The sequence below is a fragment of the Pseudarthrobacter sp. S9 genome (assembly GCF_050156545.1).
Classification (GTDB): Bacteria; Actinomycetota; Actinomycetes; order Actinomycetales; family Micrococcaceae; genus Arthrobacter.
This window is the reverse complement of record NZ_CP189577.1, coordinates 390926-412415: the sequence shown is the minus strand read 5'-3', so window position 1 is coordinate 412415 and position 21490 is coordinate 390926. Positions and strand designations below refer to the sequence as shown.

The window sequence follows — 21490 nt, the reverse complement described above, 5'->3', positions numbered from 1 at the left end:
CAAATCTGCCCCTTCCAAGCCAAAACGCCCACCCGGGAAACCGTCCCAGCACGGGGGTGGGACCACGGACGTGACGCGGGCGGGGATGATCTGGGTTGCCGTCAGTGCGGGTCTAGTTCTTCTGGTGTTGCTGATCATCTTCATCCTGCAGAACCAGGATCGCGTGACCGTGAACTTTTTTGGCGCCGCGGGGGAGCTTTCCCTGGGTATGGCGCTGTTCATCGCGGCAGTGGCGGGCGGGATCCTGGTCGCGATCGCCGGGGCAGCGCGGATCCTGCAGCTGAGGAAGCAACGACGCCACCCGCCCGCCGGGCCTCCGGCCTCCTCGGCGACCGGCACACCGCCGGGGCCCGCCACCACCGGCCGGCACGAACCAACGCCCGGGCTGTGATTCCGCGGCGCTAGTCGGGACGGCGCCCAACTTCCTCAGCCGCCGAGCGGGCCTTGGTCAGCAAGAACGCAAAGGGCCTCGCTGCACTCGGACAGCACAAGCATTTCTTGACCTTTTTTGCTGGTGTCCCGTGGATCGTACATGTCCGCTCCACCGGCTCAACCGTCCTGCGGCCGGCCGCGCAGCGGACGTTTCGTGTTCGGCGCTGCGCTTATTTGCTCACACAACCCGCCCGCTGCTTGCCCTTCGGGTTGCCCCGGTTCCGTCGGGCACAGCTACGCGATGCTCCGCCAGCTGGCAAAAAACATGGTGGGGAAGAGGGGTAGCCGGTACGCCAGGCACCCGCCCCGCCCGAGCGAAACGGAGCATCACCTCATGAGCACAGCAACCATGCCCCACGCCGTCACCGGCGACACCGCAGAGCCGGTGGCCGCACCGGTCCTCCCCGCCGACAACCGGGCAGGAGACGGGTATGACTGGATGGAAACCCTCGAAGGCACCGCCTGGTCCGTGTCCGCTCCGGCCCCTCTAACGTGAAATAGGGTCTCCCCGTGGTCTTCCCGGTTATCGTCGTTTGCGCCGGGTGTTCAGGTCGGTCCGCCACCGGCGTAGGAACAGCAGTGTTTTGATAAGGGCTGCCGCGGCTGGTGCGCGCAGGCGGGCCCGGGTGTCGGCGATCGCGGCGTGCCATACCCCGTCCGAGTAGGTGGGGTAGGGGTGCGTGGCTGCGGCGATGTCGGAGGTCCTAAGCCGGTGTTCCATGGCCAGGACGACCTCGGCCAAGGATTCCCCTGCCCGCGCCCCGACGATGGTGGCGCCCAGGATGTGCCCGCGCTGGTCCGCGATCAGCCGGGTGAAGCCGTCCGTGGTGTTGTCGGTGACGGCCCGGTCCACGTGGGTGTGGTGGATGGTCCGGACATGGGCGTCCGTCCCGGTGACGCCAGTTGTGCCGACGGCGGCGAGTTCGGGAGATGTGTAGGTTACCCGGGGCACGACCGGGCTGATTTTGCTGGCCAGGCCAAGAACAGCGTTACGGGCGGCGATGCTGGCGTGTACTCCGGCGACGTGGGTGAAGCGGGGATGGGCGGTGACGTCACCGGCGGCCCAGACGGACGGGTTCGTGGTCCGCATCCTGGGATCGGTGATGATCTGGCCGTGGGCGTCGGTGGAGATGTCCAGATGTTCGAGTCCGAGCCCGGCTGTGCGCGCCGTGCGGCCGGCCGCCAGCAGCACGGTGTCGGCGGTGACGACCGTGCCATCTCCCAGTTCCAGGCGGGAACCGGGTTTAGCGGGGCTGATCCGTTCCACCAGGGTGTGTTCCAGTATCCGGACGCCGTCCGCTTCCAGGCTGTTCTTGATGAGTGCGGCCGCCTCCCGGTCTTCTTTGGGCAGGATCGTTGACCGGATGATGAGCGTCACCTTGGAGCCGAGCCGGGCGAACGCCTGGCCCAGCTCACAGCCAAGCGGGCCGCCGCCGATAACAACCAGCCGGGCCGGGATCGCGGGGAGGTCCCAGACGGTTTCGGACGTCACCACGCCGGCGGCCGCGAGCCCGGGAATCTCGGGGATGTGCGGGGCCGCCCCGGTGGCGATGAGAGCCTGCCGGAATCTGATTGTCCGGCCGTCAACGGTGGCCACGCCGGGAGCCTCGAATCTGGCGGCGCCCCTGATGAACCGCACCCCGGCGGCCTCCAGGGCCTCCGGGGAATCCACCGGTTCGATGGCGGCGATGGCATCCCGGATCATGGTGCGGACGAGGGAAAAGTCCGGGTCCTGTCCGGTGAGCATTGCCCTGGTGCGGGTCGTGGCGGCTGCGGCCAGGAGTGCCTTGGACGGCACACAGCCGGTCCACAGGCAATCACCGCCTGTCCGGTCGCGTTCAACGAGCACCGTGCGGGCGCCGACGCCGGCGGCCGTCATCGCGCCGACAAGCCCGGCGGTGCCGCCGCCGAGGACCAGCAAATCAACGATCCCGTCCCTGTCCGCCATGTCTGTGCCCTCCGTCGTCGGGTATGTTGGCACCCAAGCCTGCCACCATCGTCAGCGTGCGTGGCCAACTGGAACGGGAGGGCACCGTCAAAGACAAGTACAACATCTATGCGCCGGTCTACGATGTGCTCTCCGGCGAGTTCGCCGTGTACCGGGCAGGACGGATCCTGGGCATAGACGCCCTCGACCCCAAGCCCGGGGATCAGATCCTGGACATCGGCTGTGGGACCGGCCTGAACTTCCCGCTCCTGCAGGACAGGATCGGCCCCGCTGGGACAATCATCGGCATCGACCGCAGCCCCGGAATGCTCCGCCAGGCACAACGCCGCGCCACGCACCACGACTGGGACAACGTCATCCTCGTCCAGGCCGACATGACCAGCCTCGACGCCCGGACCGTCACGGCCCGGATCCGGGACCAGGGCGGGGCAGCCGCCTCGGACGGCGCCCTCGCCACCTACTCCCTCTCCCTGATGCCGGCCTGGCGGTGCGCCTGGACAAATATCCCCGGCCTCCTCCGCGCGGAGGCACGCGTCTGCGTCGTGGACATGCAGGCGCCGGCCGGACGGGCACGCTGGCTGGCGCCGCTCGCCCGCCTTGCCTGCAGGATTGGCGGAGCCGATATCCTTGCCCACCCCTTCCAGGCCGTGGAGGAGGACTGTGCGGGCGTCCTCAGCCGGTCTGCCCGGGGCGGGCATCTCCAGATCCGCGCCGGGACCCTGCAGCCCCGCCACGACTAGCGCGGCCGGGCTCAGGGCCCGGCGTGCGTTCGGGCCGTTCGGCGGTCGCGGATCCCGGCGGACCGGCGGCCGGGCGCGGGGGTGGGGGTGCGCCCGAGGGATGGACCCGGCGCTGAATCAGCAGCCACGTTTTTCATCCCTAACACCGGAGCAGTCCGCTCGTGCAGGACGGATATATCACAGGCTTCTCCTACTGGAAGCCTGCGTCCCCTGCCCGGTATGGCGCAACGGTACGCGGAGTCCGGGCATGCGGTTGTGACCGTTTTCAAGCCGGTCTCCAGGATATGGACGTCTTCAGATGGCAGTCCCGCCGTCTTTTGTTCCGTCACTTTTCAGCTGACCGGCTAGGCCGTTTTCCTCCTTGTCGTCCGCGACGACGTCATGGCTTCTTCGCGCTATCGGTCCCTTGTCAGCCCTGCTGTTCAGGGAGTGGTCGGCCGAAATCCTGGCCGACGCCCGTGCCGTCACAGCGTCTTTGATAGTGATTGCCCTGGTTGACCGTCCGGCATTGCGGCCCCCTATATCGGCAGTCACAGCCCGCGTGTTCTGGACTTCTCTGGCGTCCCGGTGATGGCCGGACCCCTGCCGGGGCGGGCAGCGTGAGCGTTCCACGAGCCGGCCACCCGTGCGGGACAGTGCCGGGCGTTCCTCAGGCGCTGGTTTGGTTCACACTGCACCGCTTGCCGGGTCGCGTTTCTGGTGCCAGACAAAGGCGAGTCGCAGAATGGTGACGGATGTGAGGGATACGCCGATGAGCAGCAGCGTGGCCTGGTCGCGGATGATGAGCTGGATCACCAGGACGACCAGAGCGCCAAGGCAGGCCAGAAACCCCGTACCGCTGACCAGCCGTGGCCAGAACCCCGCCAGGACCCGGCAGGCGAGGAGGTTCGTGGCTCCGAAGACGGCCAGGAAGACCGCCGATCCGAAGGTCAGCAGGGCAGTGATGTCCGGCAGCATGGCGAAGGCCGCACCGAACACCGCCAAGAACACGAGCGCGGTGACGGGCAGACCGGCCCGGCTTCTTGCGAACGCTGCCGGTAACTCGTTCGCCAACGCGATCTCGTGCATCTGGCGTGCCGTCGAGAACAGGGTGGCGTTGATCGCAGAACTCGCCGCCAGAAGCGCGCCCAGGCTCGCGATCCAGTACCCAGCCGGCCCCAGGGCCGCCTGGCCGGCCGCGGCGAACGCGACTTCCTTCTGGGCAACGATGACCTCGTCGCTGACAAGCATCTGAGAGCCGATCGTCACAGTGACATACACCAGCGTGACAATCGCGACCGAGAGGTAGAGTGCCCGTGGCAGTGTCCAGCGCGGCCTTACGAGGTCATCGTAATCGTAGGAAAGCAGCTCGAACCCCTCGTAGGCGACGAAGATCGATGCCGATGCCACGATGACCCCCGCCAGACCCTTGTCATCCAACGGGGCAAGCCGTTCCGGGGAAAAGTGCGCGAACCCGATGGCGGAGATCAGGGCCAGAACCCCGACCTTGATCAGGACCACGAGGTCCTCCGACAGCGCCGATGCCCCCACCCCGCGAAGGTTGATCCCCAGAAAAACCAGCAGGATCAGGACAGCGAAAACGTTCGCGAATGCCCCCGGCAAACCAAAAGCGTGCGCCGCGTAGTGGCCGAAAGTGAACCCGTAGACCCCTAAAGCGATCAGATAACCGAACATCAGCAGCCACGAGATGTAGGAGCCGGTGCGCGGGAACCCGGCATTGTGCAGGTAAACGAAGAGGCCGCCCGAGCGGCCGGCCCTAGCCGAGAGCGCCGCGAAGGAATGCGCGGTCACCATGGCGATGGCCCCGCCGATCACGAAGCTTCCGACGGCGAGGTGGCCGGCAAGTGCGACGGTCACACCCAGGACGCTGAAGATCCCCCCGCCGATCATGCCCCCGACCGCCATCGCCACCGCATCACGCAGGCGGAGCCTGCCCAGACCCTTGTCCCGGCGCGCGGCCGTCCTGGGATGAAAAGCCGACTTGGGTCCTTCAGATCCCGTATTCACATCACGCGCCCATCTTTATGACAACGTCGGCGAGTATCCGCGTCTGTGCCGACCTTAACACTGACCCGGAAGGTCACAGACACCAAGGGTCCAGGCTTCTCAGGGAGGCTCGCCAGGGAAAGGACAGACAGATGACCAGTACGGGTTCGTTCGCGATTGTGGTTGGTTTTGACGGTTCCGAACATTCTCACAACGCATTGAGGTGGGCCAAGGACGAGGCCCGCCGGCGCAACGGCCAGCTCCGCCTGATCAGGGCCTGGAGCAAGCCTCCAATGGCGTGGTACCCGGCGGTACTGGAAACGGCCGCCGGCGAAATCGCGGCGGAAGATTCCCCCAACAAATCGCTGGGATGCTGCAGGCTGAGGCGCTGAAGTCCGCTGCCGGTGAGGGCGTGGCCGCCACCGGGCAGGTCGTTCACAGTGATTCACCGGCGTCAGCGATACTCGACGCAGCCCAGGACGCGGGTTCGACCCAGGTCATCAACCATGCACCATGTCCGGTCCTGGTCGTCCGGCCGAAGGCCCCCGTGAGGGGTGATCGTGGACAATCGGCCCGGATTGCTACGTTGCCAAGACCCCGGCACGGCATGTGGCGGCCCGTCAACAGTATGACTGCCTGACCTCCACTGAACGGGCGTGCTGCGGTTCTAGTCGGGGGAGCATTACGGTGTTGGGGGAGGGTGATTCTCGAATTGCCTGGCGACGATGACGTCGGTCGAGGAATGGGCGAGGATGGACAGCACAATGACCAGCGCCACGAGATGAAAGAGCTCATCGGAGCTCTCCACACCTGATTCGAGGACGAGAAGCCCGTACACCACAGAGGCGAACCCTTTGGGACCGAACCACATCGCCGCCAGTTGCTCTTTGGCCGGCAGCCGTGTGCCGAGGAACGAAACCAGCAGAGCCAGCGGGCGGGCCGCGACGATGGCCAGGATTGCGAATACCCACCCGGTCCACGCGATCTCTCCGAACAGGAACGTGGGAGTGATCAGCGCCCCAAAGACCAGGATCGCGGCCAGCTTAAGCAGTTCCGACACCAGTTCCCCGAACTGTTCGAATTCCTCCCGGAAACCCGGGCCTGCGGTGGCCACGGTGATGCCGGCCGAGAACGCTGCGAGGAAGAGGTTGGCTCCGGTCACCAGGCAGATGGCAAGTACGAGCAGGCCGATGGATACCGCCACCAGCGGTTGCAGTCCTTTCGTTGCCAGCAAAAAGGGAAGCCGCTCCAGCCAAATGACTATCAGCGGCACGAGAACTCCGATAAGCAGGCCCAGAGCGATTTCTTCGGCCAGGACCCCGATCCCGACGTCCGTTCCGCCACCGAGGGCCAGCAGCACAAGGACTACGGGCAGGGCCAGCCCGTCATTGAGTCCTGACTCGACGTTGAGGAGGTGGCGTAAGCGCCCCGGAACTTCCTTGCGCCCCACAATGGCGGCCGCGAACACCGGATCGGTCGGTGCCAGCACTGCACCGAGCAAGAAGCACGGAAGCCAGGGAAGACCTGCAATGTAATGGGCCAGCAGCGCGGTGACAAGAAGTGTCAGTGGCAGCCCGAGCAGCAGTGCCCGGCCAGGCAAACGCCAGGCGCTTCGAAGGTCCGACAGTCCCACTTTCATTCCGTCGGTAAACAGGACGGAAAACAGGGCCAGCTGGGCCAGAACCCCCACCACCGGATCCCCGGGCTGTATGGGAACGACGCCAAGCATGCCCTGGCCCAGGACAAAGCCGCCGAGAAGAAACAGTACCGCGGTGGAAAGCACCGTTCGGCTGGCGCGTTCGGAAATGAGAACGCCGAGTACCAGCAGCACCGCGAAAGCGAGCGTGAGCATCGGGATCATCCGCATCCCCCCGTCTGCTTGCGTGCGTCAGAATTCAGGAGCGAAACTGCTTTGGCGCCAGGAATCAGGTGGCGCTCCTGGGCCGGACGATCAGGACGGGGCAGGGCGCATGGTGGGAGACCTGGCCGGAGATTGATCCGATCAGGAGCCCGGCGAAACCTCCGTGGCCGCGGGATCCCACGATGAGAAGGTCCGCGTCTTTCGCCGCATCCAGCAACGCAATCGCGGGGGAATCCCGAACTACTTTTCCGGCGATGTCCATGCCGTCAGCGGCGACGGCTTTCAGTGCGTCGGCTTGGACACGTTCAGCGGCGTGAAAGGAGTCGTCGATACCGCTGTCTTCTACCGTGGATGGCACAGGAGGATAGTGCCAGGCGGTGATGACCCGGACCTTTCCGTGGCGCAGGCGCGCTTCGTCCACGGCCCAGTGAAGTGCGGCCAGCGACTGTTCGGAACCGTCGACACCGACCACGATCAGGAATGTACCGGTCCCGTTCATTCTTCTGTCCTTTCGCGTCCCAGCAGCCGACGGCCCTGGGCAGTGTCAGTCTGTGCCCGTCGTTGGCGAGTGGTCAAGGCTGTCTTCTGGGCCGCCCCTTGCAGGCCGCGGCTGAAGGCCGCTCATTCGAAGCAGCCGGACCGAGGTCCGTGCGAGTGACTCGTTCAGCCGGCGTCCACAACGCTGCAGCCTCACGGTGCCAGGCATCGCCGGGATCATGGCTGCCCCGGCAGGGATCCGGGCCGGTGGGGGCAAAGTTCCGGGGATGGCGTCACGCACTCATGTGGTCCACCGATCCGGACTCGGAGTAAACCCTTGGCCGTATAGTCTTGATCCGGCTCTTCCACCGCTCTCCAGGACCAGCCCGACGGTGAGTGCGTGCCGCGAAGAGGAATCGATCACAGCCCGGCACGCACGATTATTCAGGTCCGGCCCCTAAGCCTTTGAATGAACTCGTCAGCCTGGGCCAGGTTCCGGACCATCTTGGCCCGTTGATGCACGGCCTTGTCCAGGAATTTCGCCAGCGTGCCGGATCCCTCGGAGACCGCGCTGTCCGGCGTTGCCAGGATGCCAAGGATGTCAGCCATTTCCTCCAGCGAGAAGCCCAGGGGCTTCATCTGTTTAATGACCATGAGGCGTTCGAAATCGTCCTCCGTGTACACCCTGAAGCCGCCGCCGGTCCGGGACGTGGCCGGGAGCAGCCCGACTTCGTCGTAGTGCCGGATCGTCCGCAGGGACAGCCCGGTCCTCTCGGCCAGTTCACCGATGTGCATGGTGTTGGTGCTGCTGGTCTTCGCCGTCATCAGCGCCTCCGTCCTGTTCTGATTTAAACACTACCATCACGTTAGGGTAGGGTTTAGCTGGTGGGTGAGACCTTCAAGACTGATTCCCCCTCTTTCCGGCGCGGCGTTGCGCCCCTCATTCATTAGCAAAACGAAGCCGCTCACGCGCGCTGACCATGAACGGAGCCAGCAATGGCCGTAAAACCAGCCATGAATACCCCGGCATTCACCCCTGAACAGCTTCAATCCGTGCGGGAAACCCTGATGTCCCCGCGGAGGCTCAAAACCGAGGTCCTCGCCGGACTCGTCGTCGCGCTGGCCCTCATCCCGGAAGCCATCGCCTTCTCCATCATCGCCGGCGTCGACCCACGGATCGGTCTGTTTGCGTCCTTCACGATGGCCGTCACGATTTCCTTCGTCGGCGGCCGCCCGGCCATGATTTCCGCCGCCACCGGCGCGATTGCCCTGGTCATTGCCCCGCTGGTCAAATCCCACGGCGTGGACTATTTCGTCGCCGCCGTCATCCTCGCCGGCATCTTCCAGATCATCCTCGGCCTGTCCGGGGTCGCAAAGCTCATGCGGTTCATTCCCCAATCAGTCATGGTCGGCTTTGTCAACGCCTTGGCCATCCTGATCTTTATGTCCCAGGTCCCTGAGTTGATCAGTGTTCCCTGGCTCGTCTACCCGCTCCTGGCCCTGGGCCTGGTGATCGTCTTCGGCCTCCCGAAGCTGACCAAGGCCGTTCCGGCCCCGCTGGTCGCCATCGTGGTCCTGACGCTGATCACTGTCCTGGCCGCCGTCGCTGTCCCCACCGTGGGAGACAAGGGGGACCTGCCCGATTCCCTGCCGACGCTGTTCATCCCCAATGTGCCGTTCAGCCTCGAAACCCTCCAGGTCATCTTCCCCTTCGCCCTGGCGATGGCGTTCGTCGGGCTCCTGGAGTCCCTGATGACCGCGAAGCTTGTCGATGATGTCACCGACACCCGCTCCCACAAGACCCGCGAGGCCTGGGGCCAGGGTGTCGCGAACATCGTGACCGGGTTCTTCGGCGGCATGGGCGGCTGCGCGATGATCGGCCAGACCATGATCAACGTCAAAGCCTCCGGCGCCCGGACCCGGATCTCCACCTTCCTCGCCGGCGTGTTCCTGCTGATCCTGGTGGTGGCCCTGGGCGGCATCGTCTCGCTAATCCCGATGGCCGCACTGGTCGCCGTGATGATCTTTGTCTCCGTGGCCACGTTCGACTGGCACAGCATCCGCCCGCGGACCCTGAAAGCAATGCCCAAGAGCGAAACCATGGTCATGGTCGCCACCGTGATCGTCACCGTGGCCACCCACAACCTGGCCATCGGCGTCGGCGTCGGCGTGCTCGCGGCCATGGTGATGTTCGCCCGCCGCGTCGCCCACTTCGTCACCGTCGAACGTTCGGTCAAGACCATTGTCGGCCACGAAACAGCCACCTACGTCGTGGACGGCGAACTGTTCTTCGCCTCCTCCAACGACCTCTACACCCAGTTCGAATACGCCCTGGACCCGCAGCACGTGGTCATCGACATGCACGCCTCCCACCTCTGGGATGCCTCCACCATCGCTGCCCTGGACGCCATCACGGAGAAGTACCACCACCACGGCAAGGACGTGAAGGTCATCGGACTGAACGATGCCAGCACCCTGATGCGCGAACGCCTCGGAGGCAAGCTCGGCGCGGGCCACTGATCCGTCCAACGCAAGGCGAAGGCACTCTCCGGGTACCCGGAAGGTCCCTTCGTCGTGAGCTTCCTTTTAGTTCACCGGCCTCATCGGTGTCTGCCGTCACACCACCGGCCCGTCGGTGCCGGTCAGGTGCCGGTCTGGTTCCGCTCCTTCCGGTTCAGCTCTGCCATCAGGGAACGATTAACGGCGTGGGCAGCCTCCAAGTCCGTGGACAGGGCTGTGAGCTGGTGCTGCAACTGATGCATCTGTTGGAGTGCTTCGCTAGCCTGCCGGGACAGGGCGGCGGTTTGGTCTGTCAGTTCCTGGACGTGGAGTAATTGGGATTGGGCGTCCGTCCCGTCGATCTGGTCCCCGAGCAGTTCGGAAATGAGTTGGCGATGCTTGCGTATCTCGTGGCGGAGCCGCTGGTCTTCGTGGCGCAGGAGCTCGCGTTCGACGCTGAGCGAGCCGCCGGTTGAGTCCGTCGCCTTGGGATGTACTCCGCTGGTCAGTCGGGCTTTGGCGTTCCTGACTTCGCGCATGAGCGGTTCCTGCCGGACGAGCCAGGGGCTAACGCTGGCGCGGCGTGCAACCTCCGCGACCGTGATGGGCACGCGGCTGCGTTCCATGGCCTGAATAGTTGCAAGCACAGCTGGTCGTTTGCTCTTGCTCTCTCTTTTCCGCTGCCGGACCATGGAGGAGGGACGCGACCTCGCATCACTGCGACAGGCGGACCTGTCCTTATTGGGCTGGCGATAATCATTGGCTATGCGGCCGCGGCCATAGTCATCCGCTAGACCATAGGAAACCCGGCGCCGTCAGAACAGGTAGTACCGCAGGAGCAGGTAGGGCACGCAGAGCCCTATGGTGACGGCGGTGACCACCAGCCCGTATTTGGTGAACGTCCAGAACGAGATGGCGTGGTCGTAGCGCTTCGCTATCCCGATGACGACGACGTTTGCACTGGCTCCCACTGCGGTGGCGTTGCCGCCGAGGTCCGCACCGAGGGCCAGTGCCCACCAGAGGGGCTTGGCGGCGGCGCCGCCTGCCTGCACAAGGTCATGTGTAATCGGAGCGAGTGTGGCCACGTAGGGGATGTTGTCAATGATGCCGGACGCGAAAGCCGAGCCTGTGAGCATTGCGACGGCGGCGGCGTCGTAGTTGTCCCCGATGAGAGAAGCGACGGCCTCGCCCACCGCGTCGATGACTCCAAGGTTGACCAGGGAACCGATCATGATGAACAGGCCCGCAAAGAACAGCAGCGTCTCCCATTCGACGTCCCCGAACACTTTTCGCGGTTCAAGCCGGGCGAGCAGGATGAGGAGGCCTGCGCCGAGCATCGCGACCAGGGACGGTGCGAGCCCCAGCACCGGCCGGGCAACGAAACCGATCAGCACCAGGCCCACCACCACGAGCGATTTGATCAACAATGACTTCTCCCCCAGCGCCTCCTTCTCGTTCAGGGCCATGACGCGCGCGGCACGGTCCGGATGGAAACGGAAGGCTGAGCGGAACATCCAGCGGCACAGTCCGATGAAGACGACGAGGAGCACCGCGACGATCGGCGCGAGGTTGATGATGAAGTCGTTGAAGGTCAGGCCCCCGCGGCTGGCGATGATGATGTTGGGAGGGTCGCCGATGAGCGTCGCCGTGCCTCCGATGTTGCTGGCCATCACTTCCGCGATCAGGAAGGGAACGGGCGGTGCCGCGAGCCGTTCACACACCAGGAGCGTGACGGGGGCGGTGAGCAGCACCGTGGTGACGTTGTCCAGTAGTGCCGAGAGCACGGCGGTGATGACCACCAGGATCACCATGATCCGGAACGGGTAGCCCCGTGCCTTCTTCGCCGCCCAGATCGCGAGGAACTCGAAGAGTCCCGTCTGCCGGAGGATGCCGACAATAATCATCATGGCCAGCAGCAGGAAGATGACATTCCAGTCGATCCCGCTCTCCGGCGAAAAAAACATCCCCGTATCATTGGTGGCACCGATCAGAACCATCGCAGCTGCGCCGCCCAGCGCGGTGGTCGTCCGCGGCAGTTTTTCGGTAGCGATCAGAACATACGCTGTGAGAAAGACACCGAGAGCAAGAATGACCTGGACCGTCACTGCTCCTCGCTCCGTGAGTCAGGGCCGCCGGCGCCGGCCAGGACGGCCTTGATGACGGCGGGAAGCGTGACAAACATCGGGGTGTCCGGGGGTGAGTCGCGGACCAAGGCAATCTGGGTGCGGGCATCCACCATGCGCGCCGCGATCTCGACCAGGGTCGCGTCGGACTCGATGGAAAGGATCTTGCGGACGGCGACGCCCTCATCGTCAAGCATCTCCCCGACGGTCCGTTCTGCGAGGTATTCCCACAACTCGGCGGCCCCGGCCTCGTCGAACACGGCCGCCAGCGACACGTCATCCAGAAGGTAACCGGGCACCATGAGCCGCAGAACGTCCACGGCCGAGACTATCGCTGTGGGAACTCCCAGCTTGTTTGCAATAACCAGCCCCACCAGGCCGCTATCGGCGATCAGGCGTCCGGCTTCCACCGCATTGGTCTCGCGGCGCACAACGGGTAAAGCAACTTGCAGGTCGGCTGCGCGCACAGCGGCTCCTCATGCCTCGGGGGACAGAACGTAGTCCCATCCAACCACCGGTTTCCTGCGCGTGGTTGGGGTTTGTCGGCGTTTTCAGCGATCCGGCCATCTGCCGCATTCCCTTGTTCTGTAGGCACAGCCCTGGATGTGGTGTTGTCGCTGCCCTTCCAGAACTGCTCGCAGGCCGAACAGGGACTGCGCCGCCTGCTCAAGATGGGTGGCGCATGGCCGGATAACGACCTGGGAGCGGACGCCACGGCGCGGTTTCGGATGGTGAGGATCTCGCTTGTTGTAGCGGTTTCGCGCCGGGGATTCGAGAGAGATTTCTGTGAGTTTCCGCAGCTCAACTGCCGTTCAGAACAGGACAGGTTCCGGGTGGTGACGGTCGAGGCTGGGGTTTCGGTGCTCAGTGAGGCAGTAGGTGGGCGGTGAGGTTGCGGGCGGTAAGGCCGGTTCGGGTCGCGGGGACGAGCAGCGCGGCGGCCAGGACGTGGCCGCGCCGGCCGGAGTTGGCCAGCTTGCGGCGGCGCGATTCCGCCGCGCTAGTCGGGACGGCCAACTTCCTCAGCCGCCGAGCGGGCCTTGGTCAGCAAGAACGAAACGGGCCTCGCTGCGCTCGGGCACTACAAGCTCTTCTTTTCCTTTTTTGCTGCTGTCCGTTGGATCCTACGTGCCCGCTCCACCGGCTCAACCGTCCTGCGGACGGCCGCGCAGCCGATGGCCTGTGTTCGGCGCTTCGCTTATTTCCTCACACAATCCATCCGCTGCCTGCCCTGCGGGTTGCCCCGGCTCCGTCGGGCACAGCTACGCGATGCTCCGCCAGCAGGCAAAAACATGGTGGGGGAGGGGGAAGCCCGTTCTTCAGGCACCCGCCCCGCCCGAGCGAAACGGAGCATCACCTCATGAGCACACCAACCATGACCCGCACCGTCACCGGCGACACGGCCGAACCGGTGACCGCCCCGGTTCTTCCCGCCGATAACAGGGCAGGGGACGGGTACGACTGGATGGACACCCTCGCAGGCACGCCCTGGTCCGTGCTGCCGAACTGGGGCAGCGAGGGATGGGACGCCGGATCCTGGCCCTACATCATCCTCGCCGTCGCCCGCACCCGGGATAAGGACGGGGAACTCTTCGGCTACGGCACCTACGTCGAAGGCGACACGGCCACGTACTGGTTCCGGACCCAGGCCGCCTCCTTCGAAGCGATCACCGCCGAGGTGTTCTTCCACTGGGCCTCCGGCCAGTCCGACGGACCAGACAACCTCCCCGACACCGCCGCCGGCCTGCCTCCTGAGGACCGTAAGCCCTACCCCGGCTGGACCGACTAACCACAAATTCGTTGCCCGGCCACAACCGGCCGGGGCAACGGGGAGCGGCACGAAAAATCCGTTGACAACATCATTGAGATTCCTTCGGATTCTACGTGTCCGCTCCGGCCCGTCTAGCCCCTGTCGTTCCTCCCGGGGCCCGCCATGCGGCCACGCTGCGCACCTGTGCATCGGTCAGGGGTTTCCTGGCGTCGACGCCGAGGTCGAAGCTGCGCAGTAGCGCGGTGAGCATGTTCCGGTCCGCGGTTCGGTGACTGTCAATCGCCCGGCGGGCAACGAGGAGCACCCGCAGGGCCGAGCGGATCCCGTCTGCCCTGGGTGCTGCCAGCGTGCCCGCAGCGGAGGCGAGGGCTGTCCGGGCGGCCGCGACAGCGTCGATCTCGTCGGACTTTCCCTTTCCGGCACGGGAAGCACGCTTGGGCGGGCGCACGTCGCAGACCACAATCCCTTCCGTCTGGAGCGTGCGGGTGAGGTTGGCCCCGTAGGAGCCGGTGCCCTCGATTGCGACCAGCACCTTCCCGGTGGTGCGCCGCCGCAGCCAGGTCACTGCCCGGCTCAGCCCGGCCGCGGTCGTGGGGAATGTCGCGGAATCGGAGGTGCGTCCGGTGCCGGCGTCGAGGATTGCGTAAGTGTGAGTGCGGGCGTGGGTGTCCACGCCGATGACATGTCGGTATTGCTCTGCCACGATAGTCACCGCGGCCGCTCCTTCCGTTCTGAGGTATACTGCCGTGCGGCGTCGGTTCTGGAAAAGGAGCTGTTGCGAGGCACATCTCTAACGAGCCACGCACCCAGTGGCGCCGGGTGCGGGCGACCTTCTATCAAGCCATCGGAACAGGCCAGACTGGCGCCGGACCCTCCCCGCGGGCAAGTCAGCGGCAAGGCACCCTCGAAGGGGCCAAATTGAGACAGAGCCACGCGCTGCGGGCAGGAGATGAGATCAGCACCGGGCTGCGGATTCTCACCGCCCGCCGGACCGACAAATCCGCGGACCGGGTCCGGGCGATCAACCGCCTGCAGGCCCAGCTGCTCGAATACTTCCCCGCGCTGGAACGGGCCTTCGACTACAGCCGCTCCAAAGCAGCCCTGACGCTGCTCATCAAACACCGCACCCCGGACGGGATCCGCCGCACCGGGCAAGCCAGGCTCCACGCCTGGCTGAAGAAACACGGCACCCGCTCCTCCGCCGCCGTCGCCACGGCGGCAGTCGAGGCTGCAAAGTCCCAGCACACCATCGTTCCGGCCCAGCACATGGGGGAGTCGATCGTCGCCGCACTCGCCCGGGAAATCCTGACCCTGAACGAGGAACTCGCCGAACTCGATGCCCTGATCAGCGAGAAAGTTACCGAACACCGGCACACCCGGACCCTGCTCAGCATGCCCGGCTTCGGCCCGGTCCTCGCCGCCGAATTCCTCGGCGCCACCGGCGGAGACCTCACCGTCTTTGAAACCGCGGACCGGTTCGCCGGCGTTGCCGGTCTCGCCCCCGCACCGCGGGAGTCAGGCCGCATCAGCGGCAACCACCACCGCCCCCGGCGCTACGACCGCCGGCTCCTCCGCGTCTTCTACCTCTCCGGCCTCTCGGCGCTGAAAAGCTGCCCCGCCTCCCGGTCCTACTACGACCGCAAACGCGCCGAAGGAAAAACCCACATCCAGGCCATGCTCTCCCTCGCCCGACGCCGACTCAACGTCCTCTGGGCCATGCTCCGCGACGGCACCACCTACACCCCGGTCTCCGCAACGGCGCCACCAGTGGTTGCCTGACTGAGTCGGCTCCCGGCCCCGCAGACGCTGAAGCGGCACCGTCTGTCTTCACGATTTCCGGGGTATGGCCCCTCGGGATGGCCACCGGCTTGGGTTTCTGGCCCGTTCCACGACCCCGAGGTCGAACCCGGGCGGGTGTTGTCTATGTGGCCGATCAATGACGCCTCTTTGTGAATCTTGCGCTCTGGACAGCCTGCAAGTGAAGAGTCAAGAATGAGCCAGCGGGTGTCGGCGGGACTCCAGCGATCCGGCCGCGCTTCTTCAGCCCGGGGGCTGATCCGATCGTTGGAGGCGGGACATGAAGGCTGTGGTTGTCGGCGCGGGCATTGCGGGCCTCGTCGCGGCCCGCCAGCTCGGTTTGGCCGGCTGGGACGTCGAGCTCCTCGAGAAGTCTGCCGTTCCGCGTCCCGATGGCTACATGATGGACTTCTTTGGTCCGGGAGTGGAGGCGGCGGAGAGGATCGGCCTCTACCCGCGGCTCGCGGGGGTGGCATACCACGTCGAGGCTGCCGAGTATGTCGATGCAACAGGACGCCCCACTTCCTCCCTCGATTACGACCAGTTCGCCCGGCTTGCCGGCGGGAAGGTCCTGAGCCTGCTGCGCCCGGACATGGAGCGTGCCGCCCTCGCTGCGCTCGACGACGTCGCCTCCGGCCGAGTGCGAGTCCGCTACGGGGCACCGGTTTCGCGGGTGTGGAGGGATGACGACGGCGTGCGGGTCGCCGTCGGTGACCCGCCGGACGGCACGCTCACCGCGGACGTCCTCGTCGGCGCCGATGGCATCCATTCCGGAGTGCGCGCCCAGGTGTTCGGCCCCGAAGAGGAATACCTGCGCCCCCTGGGCATGCGTGCTGCAGCATTCATCGTGACCGAACCGCTGCTGAATGCCCGCTTCCGGAACCGGTTCGTCCTTACCGACAGCATCGACCGGATGGCCGGGCTCTACAGCCTCCGCTCGGACGAGGTGGCGGCATTCATGGTCTACCGGGATGCCCCATCCGCGCCAGGGAACCTGGCATCCGGGAGCCCACGGGAGCGGCTGCGCCGCGAGTTCACCGGACTCGGCGATGCGGTTGACCGGCTCCTGGAACTGTGCCCCGAGCATCCGTACGACGATGTCGTCGCGCAGATTGTCATGCCGGGCTGGCAGAAGGGGCGGACCGTTCTCGTAGGGGACGCCTGCGGTGCCGTGTCGCTCCTCGCGGGTCAGGGCGGCTCGCTCGCCATCGCCGGTGCCGCGCTGTTGGGGGACGTCCTCGGACCCGTGGGCTCGCCCGAAGGGGTTGGCCCGGCCCTCGCCGAATTCGAGCGGCGCTGGCGACCCGTGGTCGAGGAGGCGCAGGCGGCCGGGAGGCGCACCGCGTCGTCGTTTTTACCCGCAAACAGAACCCAGCGCCTCCTGCGTCGGTGGATCATACGGGAAAGCCATCTGCCAGGCATCGACCGGCTCGTGGCCCGCCAGATCGTGGGCAGGATCGCAACGTGAGCCGCGACCGACACGCGACGCCTGTGAGCACCCGAAACCGCCAATACCGGATCGCCGAAGCCGAGGAATCAATCGACTCCGACCAGGACGACATCCCGGACGTCTACGAAGAGAACCGCCGTTCCTGAGCTTTACTGGGCACCAAGGCCGTGGGCTGGAGAAGTGACAGGAAGGCTGGCCGGCCGCGGGAGCCGGTGGTTGGATGGAGACTACGTTCTGTCTTGCCAGGCAGTGAGGAGCGGCCGTGCGCGCAGTCGACCTAGCGGTTCCCTTACCCGTGGTGCGCCGTGAAACCACGGCGGTGGAAGCCGGGCGCTTGATCGCGGACAGTGGTCTGGTGGGCCTCGTTATTGCCAACAAGCTGGGAGTGCCCGCCGCCATAGTCTCGGCCGTGGACGTGCTGCGGCTCATGGTGCCGGGCTACCTTCTCGATGACGTGTCGCTGGCGGCCGTGTTCGATGAGGCCGGGGCCGGCGAATTGTGGGAGCACCTGGCCGATCGGACCGTTGGCGATCTGCTCGACGATCAGGGTGTTGCCGTCAGCAAGATCTTGGCCATCGAATCTGACGCGACCCTGGTTGAGGTCGCGGCGCGGATGGTTGACGCCCGCACCCAGATCGCCCTGATCCGGGACTCACCCCGGGATGCCCCTATGTTTGTCACGCTTCCCGCCGTCATCAGCGCCGTCCTCGCCAGCGCCGGCGACCCCGGACCCCGGGGTGCGCCACAGTGACAGCCCAGGTCATTCTTGCCCTGGCTGTCTTTTTCGCCGCCTATGTTCTGATTGCCACTGAAAAGCTTCCGCGGATGACCACCGCGCTTGGCGGCGCAGCGGCAATGGTTCTGATCGGTGCCACGAATGACACGGGTATGTTTTTTTCGCCCGCGTCCGGCATCGACTGGAACGTCATCTTCCTGCTGCTGGCCATGATGATTATTGTCGGCATTCTCCGGCAGACCGGTCTCTTCGAGTTCCTCGCGATCTGGGCTGCCAAAAGGGCGCGCGGGCAGCCGTTCCGGATCATGGTGATCCTGGTGGTCATCACCGCCTTGCTCTCCTCGCTTCTGGACAACGTCACCACGGTGCTGCTGATTGCCCCGGTCACGCTCCTGGTGTGTGAACGGCTCGCGGCCCCGCCCGTGCCGTTCCTGATCGCAGAGGTGATGGCCAGCAACATCGGCGGCACGGCGACGCTGATCGGTGACCCGCCAAACATCATCATCGCCAGCCGCGGGGACCTTACCTTTAACGACTTCATGATCAATCTTGCGCCGATAGTCGCGGTGCTTCTCGTTGTCTTCATCGGATTGTGCCGCTGGATGTTCCGGTCGGCCTTCCGGTTTCATCCGGACCGTGCAGCGCGCGTGATGGCCCTGAACGAGAAGGAGGCGCTCGGCGAAAAGTCCTTGCTGATCAAGTCACTCATAGTGGTGGGCCTGGTGCTGATCGGTTTCATCGCCCGGCCGGTGCTGGGTTTGGCGCCGTCCGTCGTCGCGATGCTCGGCGCGGGGCTGCTCGTGCTGCTCGCCCGGCTCGAGCCGCGCAAGGTATTCGGGGACGTCGAGTGGGAGACGCTGCTGTTCTTTGCCGGCCTGTTTATCATGGTCGGTTCCCTGGTCAACCTCGGAGTCATTGACGCCGTCGGAGAGGCCGCGGCTTCGCTGATCGGGGACAGGCACGACCTCGCCGCGGTCGGGATGCTCGCCGGCTCGGCCGTGGTGTCCGGTGTCATCGACAACATCCCCTACGTTGCCACGCTCGCCCCCATTACGCATGACCTTGTGCAGGCAGGCGGCGCCGCCGCCAAACCCCTCTGGTGGGCACTGGCTCTTGGTGCGGACCTCGGCGGCAACGCGACCGCCGTCGGAGCCAGCGCGAACGTCGTCGTCATCGGAATAGCCAGGCGCTATAACCACCCGATTTCCTTCTGGACCTTCACCAAGTACGGGCTGGTGGTCACCGCCGTCACCATCGGGCTCTGCGTCCCGTACCTGCTCATCCGGTACTACACGTTCTAAGAGACCCGGGTTTCACCACCACAGCGTGCAGGGCTGAAGAAAACAGCATCGGGCACGTACGCGCCTGCAATTGACGCGCCCGCGGATTGGAGAAAGATCTCGGTGAGTTCCGCAGCTCACCTGCCGTTCAGTTCAAGACAGCATCGCGGCATACACCCTTCCAGCGGGAGCAGGCAGCCCGTGCAGGACTTCCGGAGTCCACTTCCCGACGACGACCAAAGAACGCAGCTCGGGCTGCCGGCCCTGCGGACGCTGCCTGACGTGGACTACGCCGGCCCGGCCGGAGCCAACGCCCGGGCCAGGCCGCCGAGGCCCGTGATGGTGTGGTCCGGGGCCCTGAAGTAGGCCGGGTACGTTTCTCCGGAACGGTTCAGCCAGGCGGTACCAAGTCCCGCCCGCGACGCGCCGTGGATATCCCACGGATGCACGGCCACGAGCAGCATCTGATCCGGGGCGACCCCGCAGGCCGAGGCCGCGTGCTCATAGGAGGCGCGGGCCGGCTTCCATGCCTGTGCGTCTTCCACGGAGAGCAGCAGGTCAAAATCCTCCCGGATCCCCGCCGTGGCAAACAGTTTTTCCGCGACCTGCGGGGATCCGTTGGTCAGGGTGACCAGCCGGTAGCCTGCCGACTTCAGTGTCCGGACCCCGTCCGCGACATCCGGATGCAGTCCGAGCGCTGCCATGCCACTCATGACATGTTCCACCGCTTGATCCAGGTCCCTGTCCAACGCCGTACGTCCCAACAACCCGCGCAGGACGTCGGCGCCGATGTCAGCGAACCGGGCACTGTCCCCGGCCGCCGCAAGGGCGAATCCGTCCCGCAGCAGTGCGGCAAACCACAGTCTGGCCAACGGAGCCGGAGCACCGACCTCAGCGAACCGGGCACCCATCGGGGACATGTCCGAAAGCGTCTCGTTCACATCAAACACAATGACTGACGGTGCGTTGTTCATATGGTTTCTCCTTCGAAGCAGCCCGCAATGCCGAAGTTCAGTGGGGTCTCAGGGTCTTCCGGCCGGGCGTTGTGCCAGTGCTGCCTGCAGGGCCCGGGTGAATCGGCTGTGGGGGATTTGTGCTGAGACTTGAGCCGCGGTGCCGATGGTGTCCACGTCGGTCAGTTGGGGGAGCAGACGGACCCTGTGACCGGCCTGGAGCAGGCGTTCGAGCTGCCGGGCTCCGGTGGTCGGCGCGGACATGGGCACGCCGCGGGTCAGGTCCCCGTCGGGGTTGCGCAGTGCCAGTGCCCAGAAGCCGCCGTCACCGGCCAGGCCGATCCAGCTGTCGACGCCGGGTGCCGGTTTGAGGCAGGCCGCGAGGTGATCGGGGCGAAGCTGGGGGGTGTCCATGCCGATCAGGACCGTGGTGCCCCATCCGTATCCGCGGGCGGCGTCGAAGACGGCGGCGAGGCGCTGGTCGAGGTCGCCGTCGGGTTGCCGAAGCAGTTCAAAGCCTGCAGCCAGGGCCGGGCGTCGGTCGGTGGTGTAGGCAAGGACCCGGCGTGCCACGGGCAGGGCCGCGACGGTGGCCAGTGTGTCATCCAGGCTCGCGGCGGCTACGTCCGCGGCCAGGGCATGGCTCAGGGGCGGTGTCAGCCGTGTCTTGACCTGTCCGGGTATGCATTCCTTGGCCATGACGACGAGGGTGAGCGGGGAGGCCGGGTGCATTACCTGCTCCGCAGCTGGCGTGACATGTCGATCACGGCCGTGATGGTGCCCCGCACGGTGCCGGTGACCTTGGACCGTCCGGTGCGTGGCCGGTAAGCAACCGGGATTTCCTCAATCCTCCACCCGGCGCGCGCGGCCTTGAGGACCATTTCCAGTGGGTACCCGCTGCGCCGGTCCTGCAGATCCAAGGCCAGCAGGCGTTGGCGCGAGGCCACGCGCATGGGGCCGAGGTCATGAATGCTGATATCCAGGCGCCGGCGGAGCCGGCGGGCCAGGACGGCGTTCGCCAGCCGGGCGTGAAAGGGCCAGGAGCCCCCGGCGGGCCGTCGTCGTCCCAGCATCAGGTCCGTCCGTCCCGCCAGCACGGGTGCGGCAACGCGGAGCAGGTCCTCCCCGCCCATCGACCCGTCGCAATCGCAGAATGCCACATAATCCGACGTTGCGGCGAGCAACCCGGCGTGGGCTGCCCACCCGAAGCCCGTCCGCGGCTCGAACACCACGGTGGCCCCGAGTGCGCGGGCAATGGCGGCGGAGCCGTCGGTGGACCCGTTATCCACCACGATGGGGCGGAAGGTGGCAGGCAACCCGGCCAAAACACGCGGCAGCGCGGCCGCCTCATTCAGGCAGGGCAGGACAACGTCGATGCCCGCCCCTTTTTCGGTCATGTTTTAACCCCGGTCCCTGAAGGGCGCGGCGGGGGCGCGG

The 21490-nt window shown here is 65.9% G+C and carries 23 protein-coding genes and 1 pseudogene; 11 read left to right on the top strand and 13 right to left on the bottom strand.

What is annotated here, in order from left to right:
• Nucleotides 1-124 precede the first annotated feature (124 nt).
• Together ACQCSY_RS24045 and ACQCSY_RS24040 are read left to right on the top strand one after the other, a co-directional pair.
• Nucleotides 125-391 (top strand): LapA family protein, encoded by a 267-nt coding sequence (locus ACQCSY_RS24045; RefSeq protein ID WP_427136385.1) that lies wholly within the window; start codon nucleotides 125-127, stop codon nucleotides 389-391.
• 375 nt (nucleotides 392-766) lie between these two features.
• Entirely contained in the window at nucleotides 767-928 is a 162-nt protein-coding gene (locus ACQCSY_RS24040) for a hypothetical protein (protein WP_427136383.1), read from the top strand.
• A 27-nt stretch (nucleotides 929-955) separates the two neighbouring features.
• Here the strand turns inward: ACQCSY_RS24040 and ACQCSY_RS24035 are convergent, their stop codons facing one another.
• Nucleotides 956-2380 (bottom strand): dihydrolipoyl dehydrogenase family protein, encoded by a 1425-nt coding sequence (locus ACQCSY_RS24035; RefSeq protein ID WP_427136381.1) that lies wholly within the window; start codon nucleotides 2378-2380, stop codon nucleotides 956-958.
• Between the two features lie 56 nt (nucleotides 2381-2436).
• On the opposite strand from ACQCSY_RS24035, the gene ACQCSY_RS24030 reads away from it, so the two are divergent.
• Nucleotides 2437-3120 carry a class I SAM-dependent methyltransferase gene (locus tag ACQCSY_RS24030; protein WP_427136379.1) on the top strand — a complete coding sequence of 228 codons (684 nt, stop codon included), beginning with the start codon at nucleotides 2437-2439 and terminating at the stop codon, nucleotides 3118-3120.
• Between the two features lie 666 nt (nucleotides 3121-3786).
• On the opposite strand, the gene ACQCSY_RS24025 is transcribed toward ACQCSY_RS24030, so the two are convergent.
• Nucleotides 3787-5127 carry an APC family permease gene (locus ACQCSY_RS24025; RefSeq protein WP_427136377.1) on the bottom strand — a complete coding sequence of 447 codons (1341 nt, stop codon included), beginning with the start codon at nucleotides 5125-5127 and terminating at the stop codon, nucleotides 3787-3789.
• Nucleotides 5128-5258: 131 nt separating this feature from the next.
• Here ACQCSY_RS24025 and ACQCSY_RS24020 point away from each other — a divergent pair, with 131 nt between their 5' ends.
• Entirely contained in the window at nucleotides 5259-5498 is a 240-nt protein-coding gene (locus ACQCSY_RS24020) for a universal stress protein (protein WP_427136375.1), read from the top strand.
• 290 nt (nucleotides 5499-5788) lie between these two features.
• Here the strand turns inward: ACQCSY_RS24020 and ACQCSY_RS24015 are convergent, their stop codons facing one another.
• From ACQCSY_RS24015 to ACQCSY_RS24005, 3 genes are all read right to left on the bottom strand, one after another.
• Entirely contained in the window at nucleotides 5789-6967 is a 1179-nt protein-coding gene (locus ACQCSY_RS24015) for a cation:proton antiporter (RefSeq protein WP_427136373.1), read from the bottom strand.
• Nucleotides 6968-7031: 64 nt separating this feature from the next.
• Nucleotides 7032-7466 (bottom strand): universal stress protein, encoded by a 435-nt coding sequence (locus ACQCSY_RS24010; protein WP_427136371.1) that lies wholly within the window; start codon nucleotides 7464-7466, stop codon nucleotides 7032-7034.
• A 422-nt stretch (nucleotides 7467-7888) separates the two neighbouring features.
• Nucleotides 7889-8269: a MerR family transcriptional regulator gene (locus ACQCSY_RS24005; RefSeq protein ID WP_427136369.1), complete on the bottom strand. Its 381-nt coding sequence runs from the start codon at nucleotides 8267-8269 to the stop codon at nucleotides 7889-7891.
• A 171-nt stretch (nucleotides 8270-8440) separates the two neighbouring features.
• Here ACQCSY_RS24005 and ACQCSY_RS24000 point away from each other — a divergent pair, with 171 nt between their 5' ends.
• A complete protein-coding gene (locus ACQCSY_RS24000) occupies nucleotides 8441-9964 on the top strand; it encodes a SulP family inorganic anion transporter (protein ID WP_427136367.1) in 1524 nt (507 codons plus the stop codon).
• Between the two features lie 122 nt (nucleotides 9965-10086).
• On the opposite strand, the gene ACQCSY_RS23995 is transcribed toward ACQCSY_RS24000, so the two are convergent.
• The 4 genes from ACQCSY_RS23995 to ACQCSY_RS23980 form a co-directional block, all read right to left on the bottom strand.
• Nucleotides 10087-10569: a hypothetical protein gene (locus ACQCSY_RS23995; RefSeq protein WP_427136365.1), complete on the bottom strand. Its 483-nt coding sequence runs from the start codon at nucleotides 10567-10569 to the stop codon at nucleotides 10087-10089.
• 189 nt (nucleotides 10570-10758) lie between these two features.
• A complete protein-coding gene (locus tag ACQCSY_RS23990) occupies nucleotides 10759-12048 on the bottom strand; it encodes an ArsB/NhaD family transporter (RefSeq protein WP_427136363.1) in 1290 nt (429 codons plus the stop codon).
• On the bottom strand, nucleotides 12045-12533 hold the full coding sequence (locus ACQCSY_RS23985) for a hypothetical protein (protein ID WP_427136361.1): 489 nt from the start codon (nucleotides 12531-12533) through the stop codon (nucleotides 12045-12047). Before ACQCSY_RS23985 ends, ACQCSY_RS23990 begins: the two co-directional genes overlap by 4 nt.
• 397 nt (nucleotides 12534-12930) lie before the next feature.
• Nucleotides 12931-13083: a hypothetical protein gene (locus ACQCSY_RS23980; RefSeq protein WP_427136359.1), complete on the bottom strand. Its 153-nt coding sequence runs from the start codon at nucleotides 13081-13083 to the stop codon at nucleotides 12931-12933.
• A gap of 343 nt (nucleotides 13084-13426) precedes the next feature.
• On the opposite strand from ACQCSY_RS23980, the gene ACQCSY_RS23975 reads away from it, so the two are divergent.
• The gene (locus ACQCSY_RS23975; RefSeq protein WP_427136357.1) at nucleotides 13427-13855 is read left to right on the top strand and encodes a hypothetical protein; all 429 of its coding nucleotides are present in this window, start codon (nucleotides 13427-13429) and stop codon (nucleotides 13853-13855) included.
• A 91-nt stretch (nucleotides 13856-13946) separates the two neighbouring features.
• Here ACQCSY_RS23975 and ACQCSY_RS23970 read toward each other — a convergent pair whose 3' ends face one another.
• Complete coding sequence (locus tag ACQCSY_RS23970; protein WP_427136355.1) at nucleotides 13947-14549, bottom strand: IS110 family transposase; 603 nt, start codon at nucleotides 14547-14549, stop codon at nucleotides 13947-13949.
• 209 nt (nucleotides 14550-14758) lie between these two features.
• Between ACQCSY_RS23970 and ACQCSY_RS23965 the strand changes: the two are divergent.
• The 5 genes and pseudogenes from ACQCSY_RS23965 to ACQCSY_RS23945 form a co-directional block, all read left to right on the top strand.
• A pseudogene (locus tag ACQCSY_RS23965) lies at nucleotides 14759-15616 on the top strand (transposase); the annotation flags it as partial.
• 298 nt (nucleotides 15617-15914) lie between these two features.
• Entirely contained in the window at nucleotides 15915-17102 is a 1188-nt protein-coding gene (locus ACQCSY_RS23960) for an FAD-dependent monooxygenase (RefSeq protein WP_427136353.1), read from the top strand.
• The gene (locus ACQCSY_RS23955) at nucleotides 17099-17230 is read left to right on the top strand and encodes a hypothetical protein (RefSeq protein ID WP_427136351.1); all 132 of its coding nucleotides are present in this window, start codon (nucleotides 17099-17101) and stop codon (nucleotides 17228-17230) included. The genes ACQCSY_RS23960 and ACQCSY_RS23955 overlap by 4 nt, the downstream gene beginning before the upstream one ends.
• Before the next feature lie 116 nt (nucleotides 17231-17346).
• Nucleotides 17347-17835, top strand: coding sequence for a hypothetical protein (locus ACQCSY_RS23950; protein WP_427136349.1), 489 nt, complete (start codon nucleotides 17347-17349; stop codon nucleotides 17833-17835).
• The gene (locus ACQCSY_RS23945; protein WP_427136347.1) at nucleotides 17832-19121 is read left to right on the top strand and encodes an ArsB/NhaD family transporter; all 1290 of its coding nucleotides are present in this window, start codon (nucleotides 17832-17834) and stop codon (nucleotides 19119-19121) included. Before ACQCSY_RS23950 ends, ACQCSY_RS23945 begins: the two co-directional genes overlap by 4 nt.
• A gap of 266 nt (nucleotides 19122-19387) precedes the next feature.
• On the opposite strand, the gene ACQCSY_RS23940 is transcribed toward ACQCSY_RS23945, so the two are convergent.
• From ACQCSY_RS23940 to ACQCSY_RS23930, 3 genes are read right to left on the bottom strand one after another with little or no spacing between them, the layout of a single operon-like run.
• Nucleotides 19388-20074, bottom strand: a complete 687-nt coding sequence (locus ACQCSY_RS23940; RefSeq protein WP_427136345.1) for a haloacid dehalogenase type II — start codon at nucleotides 20072-20074, stop codon at nucleotides 19388-19390.
• Between the two features lie 48 nt (nucleotides 20075-20122).
• Complete coding sequence (locus tag ACQCSY_RS23935; protein ID WP_427136343.1) at nucleotides 20123-20785, bottom strand: TIGR04282 family arsenosugar biosynthesis glycosyltransferase; 663 nt, start codon at nucleotides 20783-20785, stop codon at nucleotides 20123-20125.
• Nucleotides 20785-21450, bottom strand: a complete 666-nt coding sequence (locus tag ACQCSY_RS23930; RefSeq protein ID WP_427136341.1) for a glycosyltransferase family 2 protein — start codon at nucleotides 21448-21450, stop codon at nucleotides 20785-20787. The genes ACQCSY_RS23935 and ACQCSY_RS23930 overlap by 1 nt, the downstream gene beginning before the upstream one ends.
• Nucleotides 21451-21490 lie beyond the last annotated feature (40 nt).

Coding starts and splice junctions, on each gene's coding strand:
- ACQCSY_RS24040 (WP_427136383.1), top strand. CDS start 767: ATGAGCACAGCAACCATGCCCCACGCCGTCACCGGCGACACCGCAGAG.
- ACQCSY_RS24035 (WP_427136381.1), bottom strand. CDS start 2,380: ATGGCGGACAGGGACGGGATCGTTGATTTGCTGGTCCTCGGCGGCGGC.
- ACQCSY_RS24020 (WP_427136375.1), top strand. CDS start 5,259: ATGACCAGTACGGGTTCGTTCGCGATTGTGGTTGGTTTTGACGGTTCC.
- ACQCSY_RS24015 (WP_427136373.1), bottom strand. CDS start 6,967: ATGATCCCGATGCTCACGCTCGCTTTCGCGGTGCTGCTGGTACTCGGC.
- ACQCSY_RS24010 (WP_427136371.1), bottom strand. CDS start 7,466: ATGAACGGGACCGGTACATTCCTGATCGTGGTCGGTGTCGACGGTTCC.
- ACQCSY_RS24005 (WP_427136369.1), bottom strand. CDS start 8,269: ATGACGGCGAAGACCAGCAGCACCAACACCATGCACATCGGTGAACTG.
- ACQCSY_RS24000 (WP_427136367.1), top strand. CDS start 8,441: ATGGCCGTAAAACCAGCCATGAATACCCCGGCATTCACCCCTGAACAG.
- ACQCSY_RS23995 (WP_427136365.1), bottom strand. CDS start 10,569: ATGGAACGCAGCCGCGTGCCCATCACGGTCGCGGAGGTTGCACGCCGC.
- ACQCSY_RS23975 (WP_427136357.1), top strand. CDS start 13,427: ATGAGCACACCAACCATGACCCGCACCGTCACCGGCGACACGGCCGAA.
- ACQCSY_RS23960 (WP_427136353.1), top strand. CDS start 15,915: ATGAAGGCTGTGGTTGTCGGCGCGGGCATTGCGGGCCTCGTCGCGGCC.
- ACQCSY_RS23940 (WP_427136345.1), bottom strand. CDS start 20,074: ATGAACAACGCACCGTCAGTCATTGTGTTTGATGTGAACGAGACGCTT.
- ACQCSY_RS23935 (WP_427136343.1), bottom strand. CDS start 20,785: ATGCACCCGGCCTCCCCGCTCACCCTCGTCGTCATGGCCAAGGAATGC.
- ACQCSY_RS23930 (WP_427136341.1), bottom strand. CDS start 21,450: ATGACCGAAAAAGGGGCGGGCATCGACGTTGTCCTGCCCTGCCTGAAT.